The organism is Actinomadura decatromicini, from assembly GCF_008121305.1.
Taxonomy (GTDB): Bacteria; Actinomycetota; Actinomycetes; order Streptosporangiales; family Streptosporangiaceae; genus Spirillospora; species Spirillospora syzygii.
In genome coordinates, this window is the sequence record NZ_VSRQ01000004.1 from 227,999 (window position 1) to 243,782 (window position 15,784).

Here is a 15,784-nt window from a genome sequence, read left to right on the forward strand (position 1 = left end):
CGGGCGGGGCAGGTGACCGAAAACCGACCTTCCCGGAGGAATCCCGGTTAGCGCGGACCCCCTCGGCGGCCTTGACTAGGGTCAACACGCTGGCGGGGTTGAGGTCCCCCGCAAACCCGAGCCGACCCCGCCAGCCTCTCCCCACCGCCCCTCACCTCACCCGGGCGCCTTCGCGGACGCGGAGCGACGGGTCGCCGGCCGCCCGCAGCCGCAGCGTGTGGAGGTCGTCCGGGGAGATCGGCATCGCGTCCACGCGGACGCCCTCCGCGTCCTCCACCGCCGACGCGATCACCGCCGACACCGGGATGACGCCCGCCTCCCCCGCCCCCTTGATTCCGAGCGGGTTCAGCGGCGACGGCGTCTCCAGGTGCCCCGTCTCGATCCGCGGGACCTCCGTCGCGTACGGCATGAGGAAGTCCATGAACGAGGCGTTGAGGAGCTGGCCGGACTCGTCGTAGGCCATCCGCTCGTACAGCGCGCCGCCGACGCCCTGCGCGACGCCGCCGTGGATCTGCCCCTCCACGACCATCGGGTTGATGAGCCGCCCGCAGTCGTGCACGACCGCGTACCGCAGGATCGCGATCTCCGCCGTGTCCGGGTCGACCTCCACGATCGCGGCGTGCGCGCCGGACGCGAACGTCGACCGGACGGGCGAGTAGTACTCGCGTCCCTCCAGGCCCGGCTCGTCCCCGGACGGGACGGGCGGCTCGGTCGCCGGGCGCCCCACCGCGAACTGCGTCGCCGCCGCGGCCTCCTCGTCGAACGCGTACCGCAGCGGGTTGGACAGCACCGCCACCGTCCGCAGCGGGACGGACGCCGACATGTCGCCCCGCACGTGCACGACCCCGTCGGTGACGTCGAGGTCGCGCGGGTCGGCCTCCAGCGCGTCCGCCGCGATCCGCAGCGCCTTCTCGCGCACCTTCCGGCAGGCCAGCGCGATCGCGTTGCCGCTCATCACGGCGGCGCGGGACGCGAACGTCCCGACCGCGTACCCGAACCGGCGCGTGTCGCCCGTCGTGACGTGGACGTCCGTCAGCGGGACGCCCAGCTCGGCGGCGGCGATCTGCGCGAACGCCGTCTCGTGGCCCTGGCCCTGCGAGGTCAGCCCGGTCGAGACGTGCACCCGCCCGGCCGTGTCGATCTCGACGTGCCCGCCCTCGTACGGGCCGACGCCGGTGCCCTCCACGTACAGGCCGAGGCCGATGCCGAGCCGCCGTCCCCGGGCCGCGGCGGCGGCGCGCTCGGCGGCGAAGCCGTCCCAGCCGATCAGCTCGCGCGCCTTGCGGAGCAGCTCCGGGTAGTCGCCCGAGTCGTAGATGAGCGGGCGCCCGTCCTGGAAGAGGAGGCCCTGGTCGTAGGGGAACTCGTCGGGCTGGATGAGGTTCGCGGCGCGGACGTCGGCGCGGTCGAGGCCGAGGCGGCGGGCGATGCGGTCCATCGTCCGCTCCATGCAGTAGACGCCCTGGGGGCGTCCCGCGCCCCGGTACGGCGTGACGATCAGCGTGTTCGTGTAGAGGCTCGTCACCTCCGCCCGGTACGCGCCGATCTTGTAGGGGCCGAGGAGCTGGGTGGACGTGACGATCGGGATGATGATCCCGTACGGGGTGTACGCGCCGTGGTCGTGCAGGATCCTCACGTCGAGGCCGAGGACGCGGCCCGCGTCGTCGAACCCGACCCGCACGTCCTGGACCTGGCCGCGCTCGTGCGCGGCGGACACGAAGTGCTCGCGGCGGTCCTCGGTCCACTTGAGCTCGCGGCCGAGCAGCCGCGCCGCCCACGGGACGAGCACCTCCTCCGGCCACGGGTGGACGATCTTCACGCCGAACCCGCCGCCGACGTCCGGCGCGACGACCTCGACCTTGCCGTTCGGCAGCCCGAGCCGCGCCGCGATCGCCGCCCGCACGCTGGTCGACGTCTGCGTGGACGAGTACACGCGCAGCGACCCGTCGTCGGCGTCCCAGCGCGCGTAGACGCCGCGCCCCTCCAGCGGCGTGGACGCGCTCCGCTCGATCGACAGCCGGAACTCCAGCGCGTGCGGCGCGGCGTCGATCGCGGCGGCCGCGTCCCCGGTCTCCTGGACGAGCACCGCCCCGACGTTGCCCGGCACGTCGTCGTGGACGAGGCGCTCGGCCCGCGCCGCCGCCTCGATCCCGACGACGGGCGGCAGCGGCTCGTACTCGACGACGACGCGCTCGGCGGCGTCCTCGGCGAGGTAGCGGTCGCGGGCGACGACCATCGCGACGGGCTCGCCGACGTGCCGGACGACGTCCCGCGCCAGCGGGTGCCCGGTCCGGCCGTGCGTCAGCGCCGGATGCGGGATGAGCAGCGGCAACGGGTCGCCGACCCGGTCCGGAAGGTCTTCCCACGTGTAGATGGCGACGAGCCCCTCGACGTCGAGGGCGCCGGACACGTCGATGTCGGTGATCCGGGCGTGCGCGTGCGGCGACCGGACGAACGCGGCGGCGAGCGCGTCCCGGCCGAGGTCGTCGAGGAAGCGGCCCCGGCCGGTGAGGAACCGGCCGTCCTCGCGGCGCCGGACCGGCTCGCCGAACACGCGCGTCCCCATCCGGTCACTCCCCTGGTTCGGCCGACTCGCTGAGCAGGTCGGCGGCGCGGTGCACCGACGTCACGATGTTCTGGTACCCGGTGCAGCGGCACAGGTTCCCGGAGATCCCTTCGAGCACCTGGTCGCGGGACGGCCGCGGGTTGTCCCGCAGCAGCGCCGTGACCGTGCAGAGGAACCCCGGCGTGCAGAACCCGCACTGGAGGCCGTGGCACTCGCGGAACGCGCGCTGCACCGGGGACGGCGTGCCGTCCGGCGCGGCGAGGCCCTCGACGGTGGTGACCTCGTGCCCGGCGGCGGTGACGGCGAACATCAGGCAGGAGCGCACCGGGTCGCCGTCCAGCAGGACGGTGCAGCATCCGCACACGCCGTGCTCGCAGCCGACGTGCGTGCCGGTCAGCCCGAGGTCGTGCCGGAGGAAGTCCGACAGGAGCCGCCGGGCCGGGACGCTCGCCGTCCGGGGTGTCCCGTTGACGGTCAGCTCGACCTCGAACCGCTCCTCCATCACTCCCCCGCCCTCCGCCGCGCCTCGGCGGTCGCCGCCGCGCAGGCGCGCTCGGTGAGCACGCCGGTCAGGTGCCGCCGGTAGACGGCGCCCGCGTGGATGTCGGACTCGGGGTCGACGCGCTCGCGGACGTGCGCGGCAGCGGCGGCCCAGTCGCCGCGCGGGCCTGCGGGCCCGGCCAGGTCGAGCACGAGCGGTGTCGCGGACACGCCCAGGTATCCGGCGCGGGCCGCGGAGACGCGCAGGTCCTCGTCGAGGGTGACGACGGCGGCGACGCCCGCGAGCGCGTAGTCGCCGTGCCGCCGCGCCGTCTCGGCGAACGCGGTCCCGGTGCGGGGCGGCAGGGCGGGGAAGAACGCGGAGACGGCCAGCTCGCCGGGTTCGAGCGACGACTCCAGCGGCCCGGCGAACAGCTCCGCCGCCGGGACCGTGCGCCGCCCCCGGGTGGACGCGGCCTCGACCGTCCCGTCGAGGACGGCCAGCACGGCGGGCAGCTCGGCGGCCGGGTCGGCGTGCGCGAGGCTCCCGACGACCGTGCCCCGGTTGCGGATCACCGGGTGCGCGACGTGCCGGAGCGCCTGCCCGAGCAGCGGCTGCACGGCCGCCGCCCGCGCCGACCGCTCGACCCGCGCGTGCCGGGCGAGCGCGCCGACGCGGACGCCGTCAGGTCCGGCGCGCAGCGTGTCGAGCTCGGCGATCCGGTTGACGTCGACCAGGTCGGACGGCGCGGCGAGCCGCATGTTCAGCAGCGGGACGAGGCTCTGCCCGCCCGCGAGCACCTTCCCGGACGGCGCCGCGGCGAGCGCGGCGAGCGCCTCGGCCACGGTGCGCGGGGCGTGGTAGCCGAACGGCGGCGGCTTCATCGCGTCCTCCCGTCAGCCCGCGCCGGTCTCGGGCGCGCCCGAGGGGCGGACCGGTCCACCGATCTCCCGCTCGCCGGGCGCGATGACGCCGCCGCCCGCGCCGTCCGGCCCGCGGACCGCGTTCAGCACGTGGTACCCGAGAAGGACGGCGATGGTGCCGAGCGCGATGCCCTGCAGCGGGAAATCGTCGGTGATCTTCAGGGTGACGTCCCCGATCGCGAGGATGATCCCGGCCGCGACCGGGACGAGGTTGACCGGGTCGGCGAAGTCGACCCGGTTCTCGATCCAGATCTTCGCGCCGAGCAGCCCGATCATCCCGTACAGGACGACGGTGATCCCGCCGAGCACCCCGCCCGGCGTCGCCGCGACGAGCGCGCCGAACTTCGGGCACAGCCCGAACAGGATCGCGACGACGGCGGCGACCAGGTAGGCGGCCGTGGAGTAGATCCGGGTGGCGGCCATGACGCCGATGTTCTCGGCGTAGGTGGTGGTGGGCGAGCCGCCGACGGCGGCGGCGAGCGCGGTGCCGACGCCGTCCGCGGCGACGGCGCGGCCGAGGACGGGGTCGAGGTCCGCGCCGGTCATCGCGGCGACCGCCTTCACGTGCCCGGTGTTCTCCGCGATCAGCGCGATGACCGGGGGCAGCGCGAGCAGGATCGCCGAGGTCTTGAAGTCGGGCGCGTGCAGGCTCGGGAACCCGAACCAGTCGGCGGCCTTCACGCCGTCGACGTTGATGCGGTCGTGCGGGAACGCCGTCGCGACGCAGTACGGGCCCTCGGCCTGGCAGGCCTTGCCGGACGCGTCCAGCAGGTTCTGCCCCGGCAGCACGGAGGTGATCTTGCCCGCCGTGCTGTCGAGGAGCCACGAGAGCAGGTAGCCGAAGACCAGGGCGAGCAAGACCGCGATCCGGGCCCAGAAGCCGCGCAGCAGCACCGCGCAGAACACGGCGAACCCGAGCGTCGCGAGCGCGACCCACTGGTCCTGCGGCCAGTACACGTTCGCGACGACCGGCGCCAGGTTGAAGCCGATCAGCATCACGACCGCGCCGGTCACGACCGGCGGGAACACCCGGTGGACGACGTCCCCGCCCGCGAAGTGGATCAGCACGCCGACCAGCGCGAGCACGACGCCCGCGACGAGGATCGCGCCGGTCACGGTGGCGCTGTCGCCGCCCGCCGCGCGGATCGCCGCGACCGCGCCGACGAACGACGCGCTCGTCCCGAGGTAGCTCGGCACCCGGCCGCCGACGATCAGCAGGAACAGCAGCGTCGCGACCCCGGACATCATGATCGCGAGGTTCGGGTCGAGGCCCATCACGACCGGGAACACGAAGGTCGCGCCGAACATCGCCACCACGTGCTGCGCGCCGATGCCCGCGGTGCGCGGCCACGACAGCCGCTCGTCCGGCCGCACCACCTCGCCCGGCGGCGGGGTGCGCCCGTCGCCGTGCAGCTTCCAGCCGATCATCATCGGGCCCTCCCGCCCAGCCGCCCTGCTCACCCGGCCCGCCCCACCCGGCGCGGGCCTGCGGGCAAGGTAGATCTACCCAGGTGGACGGGCATCGGCGACTGTTGCCAAAGCCCGCCGCCCGGATTGGGAGGACCGGCCCGTGTGAGACGCGGGAGGCGCGACCGGCGCGCCACCCTGGGAGCGTCGCGACGATGACACTACCCTCGGTACCACCCTCAGATACCGCGCATGCGCAGCACGTGAAGGGCGAGGGTGAGGTTGAGCCGGAGATGCGCGTCCTCGGTGAACGCGCCGAGCATCCGTTCCAGCTTCCCGATGCGGTAGCGGAGCGTGTTGTAGTGGAAGTGGAGCCTGCGGGCCGTCTCGGCGACGTTGAGGTTGGTCTCCAGCAGCACCTGGAGGGTGCGGCGCAGGTCGACCAGCTCCGGCTCGTCGTCGGCGGCGAGGTCGCCGAGCGTCTCCCGGACGAAGGCGTGCAGCTCCTCCGGGTCGGACACGAGGCTCAGCAGCCGGTACACGCCGAGCTGGTCGAAGTGCGCCCGCGCGCCGGTGCCGTTGAGCTGCCGGCCGACCCGCACGGCCTTCACGGCCTGCTCGTACGCCTCGGGGAGCGCGGCCGGGGACGTCACCGTCCGGCTGACGCCGGTGGAGAACGTCCGCCGCACCGGCAGGTGCTCGGCGAAGATCGACGACGCCTCCTTCAGCATCGCCTGCACCGGCCCCGCGGTCAGCTCGGCGGGATCGTCGCCCTCCGCGCCGACCACCGCGACGACCTCGTGCGCGAAGCTCGCGACGGCCGCGCCCCGGTCGTGCCGGCGGACGGCCGTCGTCCAGGCGGCGGCGAGCCGCTCCTGCGCGGAGCGCTCCTCGGCGCCGCGCCCGCCGCGCGCCGCCGCGTCGGCGTCGGGCGGCTTCGCGCGGCCCTTCGCGTCCGGCTCGGCGGCCGGGCCGCCGCCGCGCGGGCGGCCGTCCAGCTCGGCGACGATCACCATCACGGGACGGTCGAGGTCCCAGCCGAACCCGTCGCAGTGCGCGACGACGCGGTCGTCGTCGCCCGCCCGCCCGGCGAGGATGTCGCGCAGGAAGTCGGCGCGGTACTTGCTCTCGACGGCCGCGACGGCCTGCTGCTTCGTCACCACGAGAGCGGCGACGGTCGCCGCCCGCTCCAGGATGCCGAGGTCGGAGCCGCGCAGCGTGCCGCCGGGGCTGAACGCGATGATCCGGCCGTGGTCGAAGCCGCCCGCCATCACGGGCACGACCAGGTGGTCGCCGGTGCCGTGCGCGCCGATGATGCCGCAGCCGCCGCGGCCGCACGCTGCGTGCCGCCCGGCGTCGAACGCGCGCATCGCCTGGACGTGCTCGTCCGGGCCCGCGCCCGCGAGGACGCGCTGCTCGCCGTCCAGGACGACGACGGCGACGTCGAGGAGGGTCGCGACCTCGTCCACGACCTCCTGGAGCCCGCCGCCGCACAGGACGATCTGCACCAGCGCGCGGTGCACCTCCTCCGTGCGGGCGAGCACGGACGCCTGCCGGTTCAGGATGTCGGTCAGGACCTGGTTCAGGATGTCGTCGAAGCCGACGTCGTTCGGGAGCAGGATCAGGGGGAAGCCGCGGCGGTCGGCCTGCGCGATCATCTCGGCGGGGAGCGAGTCGAGGTAGCGGCCGAGCTTGATGGCGAGGGCCGCGAGCCCGCGCTCGTCCAGGTCGGCGACCAGGTTGTCGAGCGACTGGGGGGTGTTGCGGAGGGGGTAGCCGGTCGTCAGGAGCAGTTCGTTCGGCTTCACCCACGACAGGATGTCGGGGACCTCCATCACGTTGAGCCGCTGGACGACGCGCTCCAGCCCGGCCCGGCCGGCGATGAGGCGGGCGCCGTTCAGGGTGCTGACGCCGAGGACCTCCCCGACCGAGAGGCCGTAGGTCAGTGTTCCGGTGCTTGCGAGCCTGAGGGCCGGTGGGCCCGGGTCCGCGGTTGTGTAACTCATGCCAGGGGTCACCTCGCCTTTTGGTGCGTACATCGCCCGTTTTGGCGTGATCGCTACCGGTTCCTGATCAACAGTGACAACAAAGACGAACGATGACAACCAGTCTTGGCAGCTTTCCCCATACGTCCGGTGCGAGGGCCGTTCTAACGTCTCCGCAGAGGCCGGGCCGCCCGTGCGCCGGACGGCAGCCGACACCGGTCTCGGGAGGATCCGTGACTGCCGTCGTCCGCGACCCGATCCCGCTCCCGGTCCGTTCCGGGGGGCGCGGGGGGACGTCCCCGCACCAGAGTCCGGCCAGGTCAGGCGGTGGGCGGCCGCCTGCGGCGGGGGCCGCGAGCCTCGCGCTGCGCCCGCTGCTCGACCCGCCGCGCCGCGCCGCGCGGGTCATCGCCGTGTTCCCGTCCGCGCTGTACGTGGAGATGCGGGGCGGGCCCGAGCCGCGCGTGCTCGCCGTCGTCGCGTCGGACGCGCACCGCCTCCCGAACTCGGTGGTCGTCGCCGCGACGCGCCGCGAGCAGCCGTTCCGGTCGGTCCGGGAGGGCGCCGACGCGTGGGTGGGCGACGGGCGGGTGGAGGCCGGTCCGCTGCACGTCCGGGTCCGCCGCTGGTGGGACCCGGCGCCGGTGCTCGGGACCATGCGGCCCGCCGCGCTCGGGCACGGCGTCCGGACGCTGGAGGCCGCGTTCGCCGCCGCGGGCATGACCGGCGGCGGCCTCTCCGGCCATCCCGACCCGGACGTCCTCGCCGCGTGCTGCGCCGCGGGCGACCTCGCGGGCGCGGTGGAGGCGGCGGAGCGGATCGTCGGCCTCGGCCCCGGCCTCACCCCGAGCGGCGACGACATCCTCTGCGGCCTGCTCGTGTCGCTGCGCCTGGTCGGCGGCGCCGTCAGACATGGCAGGACGGGCCTCGGGTGGGGGGACGACCCCTCACACTCCCCGGTTCGCTCCGCTCATAAGGCGGTGTGGCTGGCCGACTGGCTCGGCGCGGCCGTCACCGCCGACGCGGGCACCCGCACGACCGCGCTCGCCGCGACGCTGCTGCACTGCGCGGCGGCGGGCGGCGCGGGCGCGGAGGTCGCGGCGGTGCTGCGCTGCGTCGCCGGGCACGAGCCGCCGGGGGCGGCCGTCCGGCGGCTGCTCGCGGTCGGGCACACGTCCGGCACGGACCTCGCGCACGGCGTCCTCGCAGGCTGCCGCGCCGCCCTGGCTCTCGTCTCCCCTGTGGTGGTGCAGGACGCCCCCAGGGTGACTGCATGAGCGACGACTGGGTCGAGGTCCGGCGGGGGAGCTACCACGACTCGGTGACGCTGATGCGGGTGAGCCGGACGCTGTCCGAGCGGCCGGATGTGGCCGCCGCGATGGTCGCGATGGGCACCGGGCTCAACCGGGAGATGTTCGGCCGGATGGGCTTCGACGTCCCGGACGAGGCGGGCCCCGACGACCTGGTGGTGGCCGTCCGCGTGACGGGCGGCGACGCGGCCGGGGCGCGCGAGGCGCTGGACGGCCTGCTGCGCGCGGCGCACGCGGCCCCCGCCGCGCCCGGGGCGGCGACCCCGCCCCGGACGACCGGCGCCGCCGCCGCCCGCGCGGACGCGACCGTCGCGCTGCTGTCGGTGCCGGGGCCGCACGTGTTCCCCGAGGCCATGGACGCGCTCGACGCGGGCCTCAACGTGATGATCTTCAGTGACAACGTGCCGCTCGCGCAGGAGATCGCGCTCAAGGAGGCGGCGGCCCGGCGCGGTCTGATCGTGATGGGCCCGGACTGCGGGACGGCGGTGATCGGCGGCGCGGGCCTCGGCTTCGCGAACGCGGTGCGCCCCGGCCCGGTCGGGGTCGTCGCCGCGTCCGGGACGGGCGCGCAGCAGCTCATGTGCCTGCTCGACGCGGCCGGCGTCGGCGTGAGCCACGTGCTCGGCGTCGGCGGCCGGGACCTGTCGCCGGAGGTGAGCGGGCGGTCCGCGCTGGCGGCGCTCGCGGCGCTCGACGCCGACCCCGGCACCGAGCTGATCGTCCTCGTGTCCAAGCCGCCCGCCCCGCAGGTCGCGGACCTGATCCGAGAGGCGGCGCGGCGGCTCGACACGCCGGTGTCGTTCGCGCTGCCCGTCCCCGGCGAGGACGACCTGACCCGCGCGGCGGAGAAGGTGCTGAAGGCGCTCGGCCGGAAGGTCCCCGAGTGGCCGCGCTGGCTCGGGGCCCGGCGCCCGAGGCCCGCGCGGGGACGGGCGCTGCGCGGCCTGTTCGCGGGCGGGACGCTCCGCGACGAGGCGGAGGCGATCGCCCGGGACGCCCTCGGCTGGGACCTCGCGTCCCGCGGCCACCGGTTCACCGACTTCGGCGACGACGCGTTCACCCGCGGCCGCGCCCACCCGATGATCGACCCGTCGCTGCGGCTCGCGGCCGTGCGGGAGGAGGCGGCCGACGCCGAGGTCGGCGTCCTGCTGCTGGACGTGGTGCTCGGCCACGGCGCCGAGCCCGACCCGGCCGCCGCGCTCGCCCCGGTCGTCGCGGCGGCGGTCGCGGACCGTGCCGACCTGGCCTTCGTGGTGTCGCTGTGCGGGACGCCCGCCGACCCGCAGGGCCGCGACCGGCAGGCGGCGGCGCTGTGCGAGGCGGGCGCGGACGTGTTCGCCTCCAACGCCGGGGCCGCCCGGCACGCCCTCGCCCTGCTCGACGGCGCGCCGGTGGAGGGGAGGGCCGGATGACCGACCAGCGGCACAGGCTGGGCGGCCTGCTCACCCGCGACCCGGCGGTGGTGACCGCCGGGGTGGAGGTGCTCGCGGACGCCCTCTCCGACCAGGCCGTCCCGGTGGAGCGGGTCGACTGGCGCCCGCCGCCCGCCGGGACGGAGGCCGCGCTCGCCGCGGTGCTCGGCGACCCCCGGCACGCCGACGCCAACGCCCGCGCGGTGGAGCGGATGGTGACGGCCCGCCCGCACCTCGTGGACGTCCGCCCGGCGCGGGACGTCCTCGGCCTCGACACCGGCACGTTCCTGCACGCGGGCCCGCCGCTGGAGTGGGAGCGGGCGTCCGGCCCGATGCGCGGCGCGCTGATCGGCGCGATGCTGCTCGAAGGCATCGCCGAGACGCCGCGCGGAGCGGAGCGCGAGCTCGGGCGCGGCGCGGCCGTGCTGGAGCCGTGCCACCGGCACGCGGCGGTGGGGCCGATGGCGGGGGTGGTCAGCCCGTCCATGTGGATGCTGGTGGTCGAGGACGCCGAGCACGGCGGCACCGCGTACTGCTCGCTGAACGAGGGCCTCGGCAAGGTCCTGCGGTACGGGGCGTTCGGCCCCGAGGTGATCGAGCGGCTGACCTGGATGGGCGAGGTGCTCGGCCCGGCGCTCCGGGCGGCGGTCCGGCGGCGCGGCCCGCTCGACCTGATGTCCGTCGCCGCGCAGGCCCTCCAGATGGGCGACGAGCTGCACAACCGGAACCGCGCGGCGACCTCTCTGCTGCTGCGTGAGCTGGCGCCCGCGCTGCTCGCCGCCGAGGACGTCCCGCGCGCCCGCGCCGCCGAGGCGCTCGGGTTCGCGGCGGGCAACGACCACTTCTTCCTGAACGCGGGCATGGCGGCGGCGAAGGCGTGCGCGGACGCGGCCCGGAACGTGCCCGGCTCCAGCCTCGTCGTGGCGATGGCGCGGAACGGGACCGACTTCGGCGTCCAGGTGTCCGGGACGGGCGACCGCTGGTTCACCGGCCCGGCGGGCGTCCCGGACGGCCTCTACCTCGGCGGCTACGGCCCGGACGACGCCAACCCCGACATCGGCGACTCGGCGATCACCGAGACGGCCGGGATGGGCGGGTTCGCGCTGGCCGCCGCGCCCGCGATCGTCCGGTTCGTCGGCGGCGAGGTGCCGGACGCGCTCGCCGCCACCCAGCGGATGTACGAGATCACCCTCGCCGAGCACCCGGTGCTGCAGATCCCGCTGCTGTCGTTCCGCGGCACCCCGGTGGGCGTGGACGTGACGCGCGTCGTCCGCACCGGGATCCTGCCCGTCATCGACACCGGCATCGCGGGACGCGAGCCCGGCACGGGCCAGGTCGGCGCCGGTCTGGTCGAACCTCCGGCGAACGTGTTCACCGACGCCCTGCACGCGCTGGCGGAGACCGCGTAACCGCGTTTTCCCCGGGTAGCGCCCCCATCATGAGCGGAGCGAACCGGGGGGTGTGGGGGGTCGTCCCCCCACAAGAGCAGGGCATGAGCGGAGCGATCACCGGGGAGCAGTTCGCGCTGAGCGCGGGGCCGTACCAGGCCGTCGTGACCGAGGCGGGCGCGGCGCTGCGGGAGCTGACGTACGAGGGGCGGCCGGTGGTTCTGCCGCACGGCGCGGACGAGCCCGCCCCGGCCGCGTACGGACAGCTCCTGATCCCGTGGCCGAATCGGGTGGACCGGGGCAGGTACAAGTTCGCGGGCGAGGCGCACCAGCTCGACGTGTCCGAGCCGGAGCGGGACTGCGCGCTGCACGGGCTCGTCCGCTGGGCGCCGTGGCGGGCGGCGGAGCACGAGCCGGGCCGGGTGCGGCTCGCGTACCGGCTGCTCGGGGCGGCCGGGTACCCGTTCCGGCTGGACCTGGAGGCGGAGTACGCGCTGGACGCGGCGGACGGCCTGGCCGTCCGGGTCACCGCCCGCAACACCGGCCCGGTGACCGCGCCGTACGGGCACGGCGCGCACCCGTACCTCACGGTCGGCGAGCCGATCGACGAGTGCGCGGTGACGCTCCGCGCCGACCGGTACCTCCCGGTGGACGACCGGAAGCTTCCGTCCGGGCCGTCCGAGGACGTCACCGGCACCTTCTACGACCTGCGCACCGGTCCGCTGCTCGACGGCCGCCGGATCGACAACGCGTACACCGAGCTGAACCGCGACGGCGAGGGCCGCGCGTGGGTGGTCCTGTCCGGCGGCGGGCGGACGGCCCGGCTCTGGGCCGACGAGGCGCATCCCTGGATCGAGGTCTACACCGGCGACGACGCCCCCGACCCGCGGCACGGCCTCGGCGTCGAGCCGATGACGTGCCCGCCGAACGCGTTCGCGACCGGCGAGGGCGTGCGGAGCCTCCGGCCGGGCGACGAGTTCACCGGCGCCTGGGGGATCCAGGCCGCCTAGGACGGGCGGGGAGGCGCGCCGAACAGGTTCCCTAGCAGGCACGGGGTGGGGGATCATATCGGGGTGAACTTCAGCGTCTCCTCGTTCGACGACCTGTCCGCGCGCATCGCCGCCGTCCGCGACGAGCACGGCGAGCGCTTCCCCGGCGGCGCCGAGGGACGGCAGCCGGTGCACACGGTGTACGTCCCGGCCGACCGGTTCTCCCGGTCGACGCCCGCCGACTTCGGCGCGGAGGCGCTGCGGCTGCTGAACACCCACACGCCGGGCGCGGGGTCGTTCGGCGCGGCGTTCGGGCTGGACCCGGAGATCGCCGGGCCGGTCCGCGAGCGGGTCGCGGCGAAGCTCGCGTCCGAGCCGGTCGAGGACGTGCGGATCGACTTCGAGGACGGCTACGGCGTCCGCGCCGACGCCGAGGAGGACGGCCACGTCGCGCAGGTCGTCGAGGCCGTCGCCGCCGCGTACCAGGTGAAGGGCCTTCCCCACTACTGGGGCGTGCGGGTCAAGTCGTTCGCGGACGGCGGCCACGAGCGCGCGATGCGGACGCTCGACGGCTTCCTCACCGCGCTGCGCGACCGGCTCGGGCGGCTGCCCGGCGGGTTCACGATCACGTTCCCGAAGGTGGTCGCGGCCGAGCACGTCGCGCTGTTCACCGAGTACCTCGACCGGCTGGAGACCGCGCTCGGGCTGCCGTCCGGGATCCTGCGGTTCGAGATCCAGGTCGAGACGCCGCAGGCGCTGTTCGACGGCGACGGCCGCGTCGCCCTGCGCGCCATCGCCGAGTCCGCCGCGGGCCGCCTCACCGCCGCGCACTTCGGCGTGTTCGACTACACGGCCGCGCTCGGGCTGCCGCCGCACGAGCAGCGGCTCGACCACCCGGCCTGCGACTTCGCCCGGCACGTCATGCAGGTGTCGTTCGCGGGCACCGGCGTCCGGCTGTCGGACGGCTCCACCAACGTCATCCCGCGCAACGACGGCCCCGACGAGGTCAACGCGGCCTGGGCGACGCACGCCGCGCACGTCAGGCACTCGCTGCGGCACGGCTTCTACCAGGGCTGGGACCTGCATCCCGCGCACCTGCCGAGCCGGTACGCCGCCGTGTACGCGTTCCACCTGTCCGGGGTGGACGACGTGATCGGACGGGTCCGGGCGTGGCACGAGCAGGCGGCGGGCGGCGCGGGCGGCGTCCTGGACGAGCCCGCCACCATCCGGGCGCTGACGTCCCGGCTCCGCCGCGCGGTCGACTGCGGCGCGCTGGACGAGAGCGTCCTGCCCGCGACCTAACCGTCCGCGGGGCCGTTCCCGGAGCCGTCCGCGGGGCCGTTCCCGGGGCCGTGGCCCGGCCGCCAGCGCGGGCCGACCGCGTTGAGCAGGGCGCGGAGCTGCTCCTCCTCGTACGCGAAGTGCGCGTCCAGCTCGTCCGCCATGCGGTCCAGCTCCGCCCCGACGTGGGCGAGGTCGCGCGAGGCCGGGTCGGCGATGAGTTTCTCCAGCCTGCGCCGGTTCTCGGTCACGGCGACGTGCTCGCGCCGCAGCCTGCCGAGCACGGGCGCGAGGCCGGGGAACTCGCGCTCCAGCCGGGGGAACGCGCGCCCCTCCTCGTTGTCGTGATGCCGCCCGAGGACGTCGCACACCGAGACGCAGTGCTCCCTCAGCTGGGCGGCGAGGTCGGGCGCCGCCCCGCGCCGGAAGCCCCGGACGCCGGCGCGGAGCGCGGCGAGGTCCGCGCGGAGGCCGTCATGGATCTTCACCAGCTCGTCGCCGAGGGCCCACGCGCGCCCGTCGAGGAACCCGCGATGGATCTCCACGACCGGGATGACGCGGTCGGTCATCCGCTGGTACTCGGCGTACGCAGGGTGGCGGGCGGACTGGCGGGCGAACAGCTCGTCCCGCTCTGCTCCCTCGACGGGGAACGCGACGCCGTCGAAGGTCTCGCCGCCGGACTGCCCGTCCATCTCCACGACCACGCGCGGGTCGGCGCGCACGTTGCGGTACCAGTCGGGGTCGTGCGGGCTCCCCGCGTTGGACGCGAAGACGTGCAGGCGGTCCCCGTCCGCCAGGTACGCGAGCTCCGTGCGGTGCCGCCGTCCGCTCCTGCGGCCGGTGCTGACGAGGACGAGCAGGTCCGACTCGCCGGACTCGGTCATGCGCGGTCTCCTATCCTGGACGCGATCGGATCACTTTGCTTTGCGAGCAAAGCCTTTAGTAAAACAAAGCTATTTGGGACGCGGAGCGCATGTCAACCGAGGAGAGCGCCGGACCGGACGCCGGACTTGACGTCGACGACGGCATCCGCACGATGCTGCTGCTGATGCCGCGCCTGGTGTCGGCCGCCAAGCGGATCAGGGTCCCGGCTGAGCTGTCGTCCTTCGACCTCGCGCCGCGCCACCTGTCGCTGCTCGCCTACCTGCTGTTCGACGGCCCGATGACCGTGAACGCGCTGGCCGGACGGCTGGAGGTGGCGCCCGCGACGGTGTCCCTGATGGTCGGCGACCTCAGCCGCCAGGGCATCCTGGAGCGCCACGAGGACCCGGCCGACCGGCGCCGCACGATCGTCAGCGTCGCCGCCGGGCACCTGCCCGCGATCAACGGGTGGCTCGGTCAGGGCGCCGGGGCCTGGCGCACCGCCCTGGAGCCGCTGACCCCGGCGCAGCGGAAGACGTTCGTCGACACGCTGCTCGCCTACGAGCGCGCCGTCACCGCCGCCCGTTCGGGCGGCGGGTGAACGCGGCGTCGAAGGCGGCGAGGTCCTCGGGCGTGTCGATGTCGTCGGGCGCGGCGACGTCGTCGCACGGGACGGCCGTGACCAGCTCCGGGTGCGCGCGCAGGAAGCCCCGCGCCCCGACGTCCCCGACCGCCGCCTCCGCCACCGGCCCGAAGTGCTCGGCCGCCAGCACGACGGGGTTGCGCGGCGCTCCGCCGTAGGACGCGACCGCGATCGACGCGCCCGCCGCGCGCGCCGCGAGCAGCCGCCGCACCGCCTCGGCGGTGACGAGGGGCTGGTCGACCAGCGCGATCGCGACGGCGGGGCAGCCCGGCGGCAGCGCGGCGAGCCCGGCGCGCAGCGAGGAGCCCATGCCGTCCCGCCAGTCCGCGTTCGGGACGACGACCGCGCCGATCACCTCGATCGGCTCCGCCCCGGTCACCACGAGGACCGGGGAGCAGCCCGCGTCCCGCAGCATCCGGACGCCGCGGTCGACGAGCCGCTCGCCGTCCAGTTCGAGCGTGGCCTTGGGACGTCCGAGCCGGCTGCCCTCGCCCGCCGCGAGCAGCAGGCCCGCCGGGGAGTCCGTGCGCACCGTCAT

General features: G+C 75.5%; 13 protein-coding genes. 6 read left to right on the top strand and 7 right to left on the bottom strand.

The window, feature by feature from the left end:
• Nucleotides 1-151 precede the first annotated feature (151 nt).
• From cutA to FXF68_RS19535, 5 genes are all read right to left on the bottom strand, one after another.
• A complete protein-coding gene (gene cutA / locus FXF68_RS19515) occupies nt 152-2,566 on the bottom strand; it encodes an aerobic carbon-monoxide dehydrogenase large subunit (RefSeq protein ID WP_148761271.1) in 2,415 nt (804 codons plus the stop codon).
• A gap of 4 nt (nt 2,567-2,570) precedes the next feature.
• On the bottom strand, nt 2,571-3,068 hold the full coding sequence (locus tag FXF68_RS19520; protein ID WP_148761273.1) for a (2Fe-2S)-binding protein: 498 nt from the start codon (nt 3,066-3,068) through the stop codon (nt 2,571-2,573).
• Nucleotides 3,068-3,931: an FAD binding domain-containing protein gene (locus FXF68_RS19525; RefSeq protein WP_148761275.1), complete on the bottom strand. Its 864-nt coding sequence runs from the start codon at nt 3,929-3,931 to the stop codon at nt 3,068-3,070. Before FXF68_RS19525 ends, FXF68_RS19520 begins: the two co-directional genes overlap by 1 nt.
• A gap of 12 nt (nt 3,932-3,943) precedes the next feature.
• Nucleotides 3,944-5,401: a uracil-xanthine permease family protein gene (locus FXF68_RS19530; protein ID WP_148761277.1), complete on the bottom strand. Its 1,458-nt coding sequence runs from the start codon at nt 5,399-5,401 to the stop codon at nt 3,944-3,946.
• 215 nt (nt 5,402-5,616) lie between these two features.
• A complete protein-coding gene (locus FXF68_RS19535; RefSeq protein ID WP_148761280.1) occupies nt 5,617-7,383 on the bottom strand; it encodes a PucR family transcriptional regulator in 1,767 nt (588 codons plus the stop codon).
• 212 nt (nt 7,384-7,595) lie between these two features.
• Here FXF68_RS19535 and FXF68_RS19540 point away from each other — a divergent pair, with 212 nt between their 5' ends.
• From FXF68_RS19540 to FXF68_RS19560, 5 genes are all read left to right on the top strand, one after another.
• A complete protein-coding gene (locus FXF68_RS19540; protein WP_246178810.1) occupies nt 7,596-8,639 on the top strand; it encodes an oxamate carbamoyltransferase subunit AllH family protein in 1,044 nt (347 codons plus the stop codon).
• Entirely contained in the window at nt 8,636-10,084 is a 1,449-nt protein-coding gene (locus FXF68_RS19545) for an AllF/FdrA family protein (protein WP_148761284.1), read from the top strand. Before FXF68_RS19540 ends, FXF68_RS19545 begins: the two co-directional genes overlap by 4 nt.
• A complete protein-coding gene (locus tag FXF68_RS19550; protein ID WP_148761286.1) occupies nt 10,081-11,493 on the top strand; it encodes a YlbE family protein in 1,413 nt (470 codons plus the stop codon). Before FXF68_RS19545 ends, FXF68_RS19550 begins: the two co-directional genes overlap by 4 nt.
• Before the next feature lie 83 nt (nt 11,494-11,576).
• Nucleotides 11,577-12,482 (top strand): aldose 1-epimerase family protein, encoded by a 906-nt coding sequence (locus tag FXF68_RS19555; protein ID WP_148761288.1) that lies wholly within the window; start codon nt 11,577-11,579, stop codon nt 12,480-12,482.
• Nucleotides 12,483-12,545: 63 nt separating this feature from the next.
• Nucleotides 12,546-13,763 carry a DUF6986 family protein gene (locus FXF68_RS19560; protein WP_148761290.1) on the top strand — a complete coding sequence of 406 codons (1,218 nt, stop codon included), beginning with the start codon at nt 12,546-12,548 and terminating at the stop codon, nt 13,761-13,763.
• Here FXF68_RS19560 and FXF68_RS19565 read toward each other — a convergent pair.
• The gene (locus FXF68_RS19565) at nt 13,760-14,626 is read right to left on the bottom strand and encodes a nitroreductase/quinone reductase family protein (protein ID WP_148761292.1); all 867 of its coding nucleotides are present in this window, start codon (nt 14,624-14,626) and stop codon (nt 13,760-13,762) included. The genes FXF68_RS19560 and FXF68_RS19565 overlap by 4 nt on opposite strands.
• An 89-nt stretch (nt 14,627-14,715) precedes the next feature.
• Here FXF68_RS19565 and FXF68_RS19570 point away from each other — a divergent pair, with 89 nt between their 5' ends.
• Nucleotides 14,716-15,204, top strand: a complete 489-nt coding sequence (locus FXF68_RS19570; protein WP_148761294.1) for a MarR family winged helix-turn-helix transcriptional regulator — start codon at nt 14,716-14,718, stop codon at nt 15,202-15,204.
• Here the strand turns inward: FXF68_RS19570 and FXF68_RS19575 are convergent.
• Complete coding sequence (locus tag FXF68_RS19575; protein ID WP_148761295.1) at nt 15,176-15,784, bottom strand: nucleotidyltransferase family protein; 609 nt, start codon at nt 15,782-15,784, stop codon at nt 15,176-15,178. The two genes, FXF68_RS19570 and FXF68_RS19575, sit on opposite strands and share 29 nt — an antisense overlap.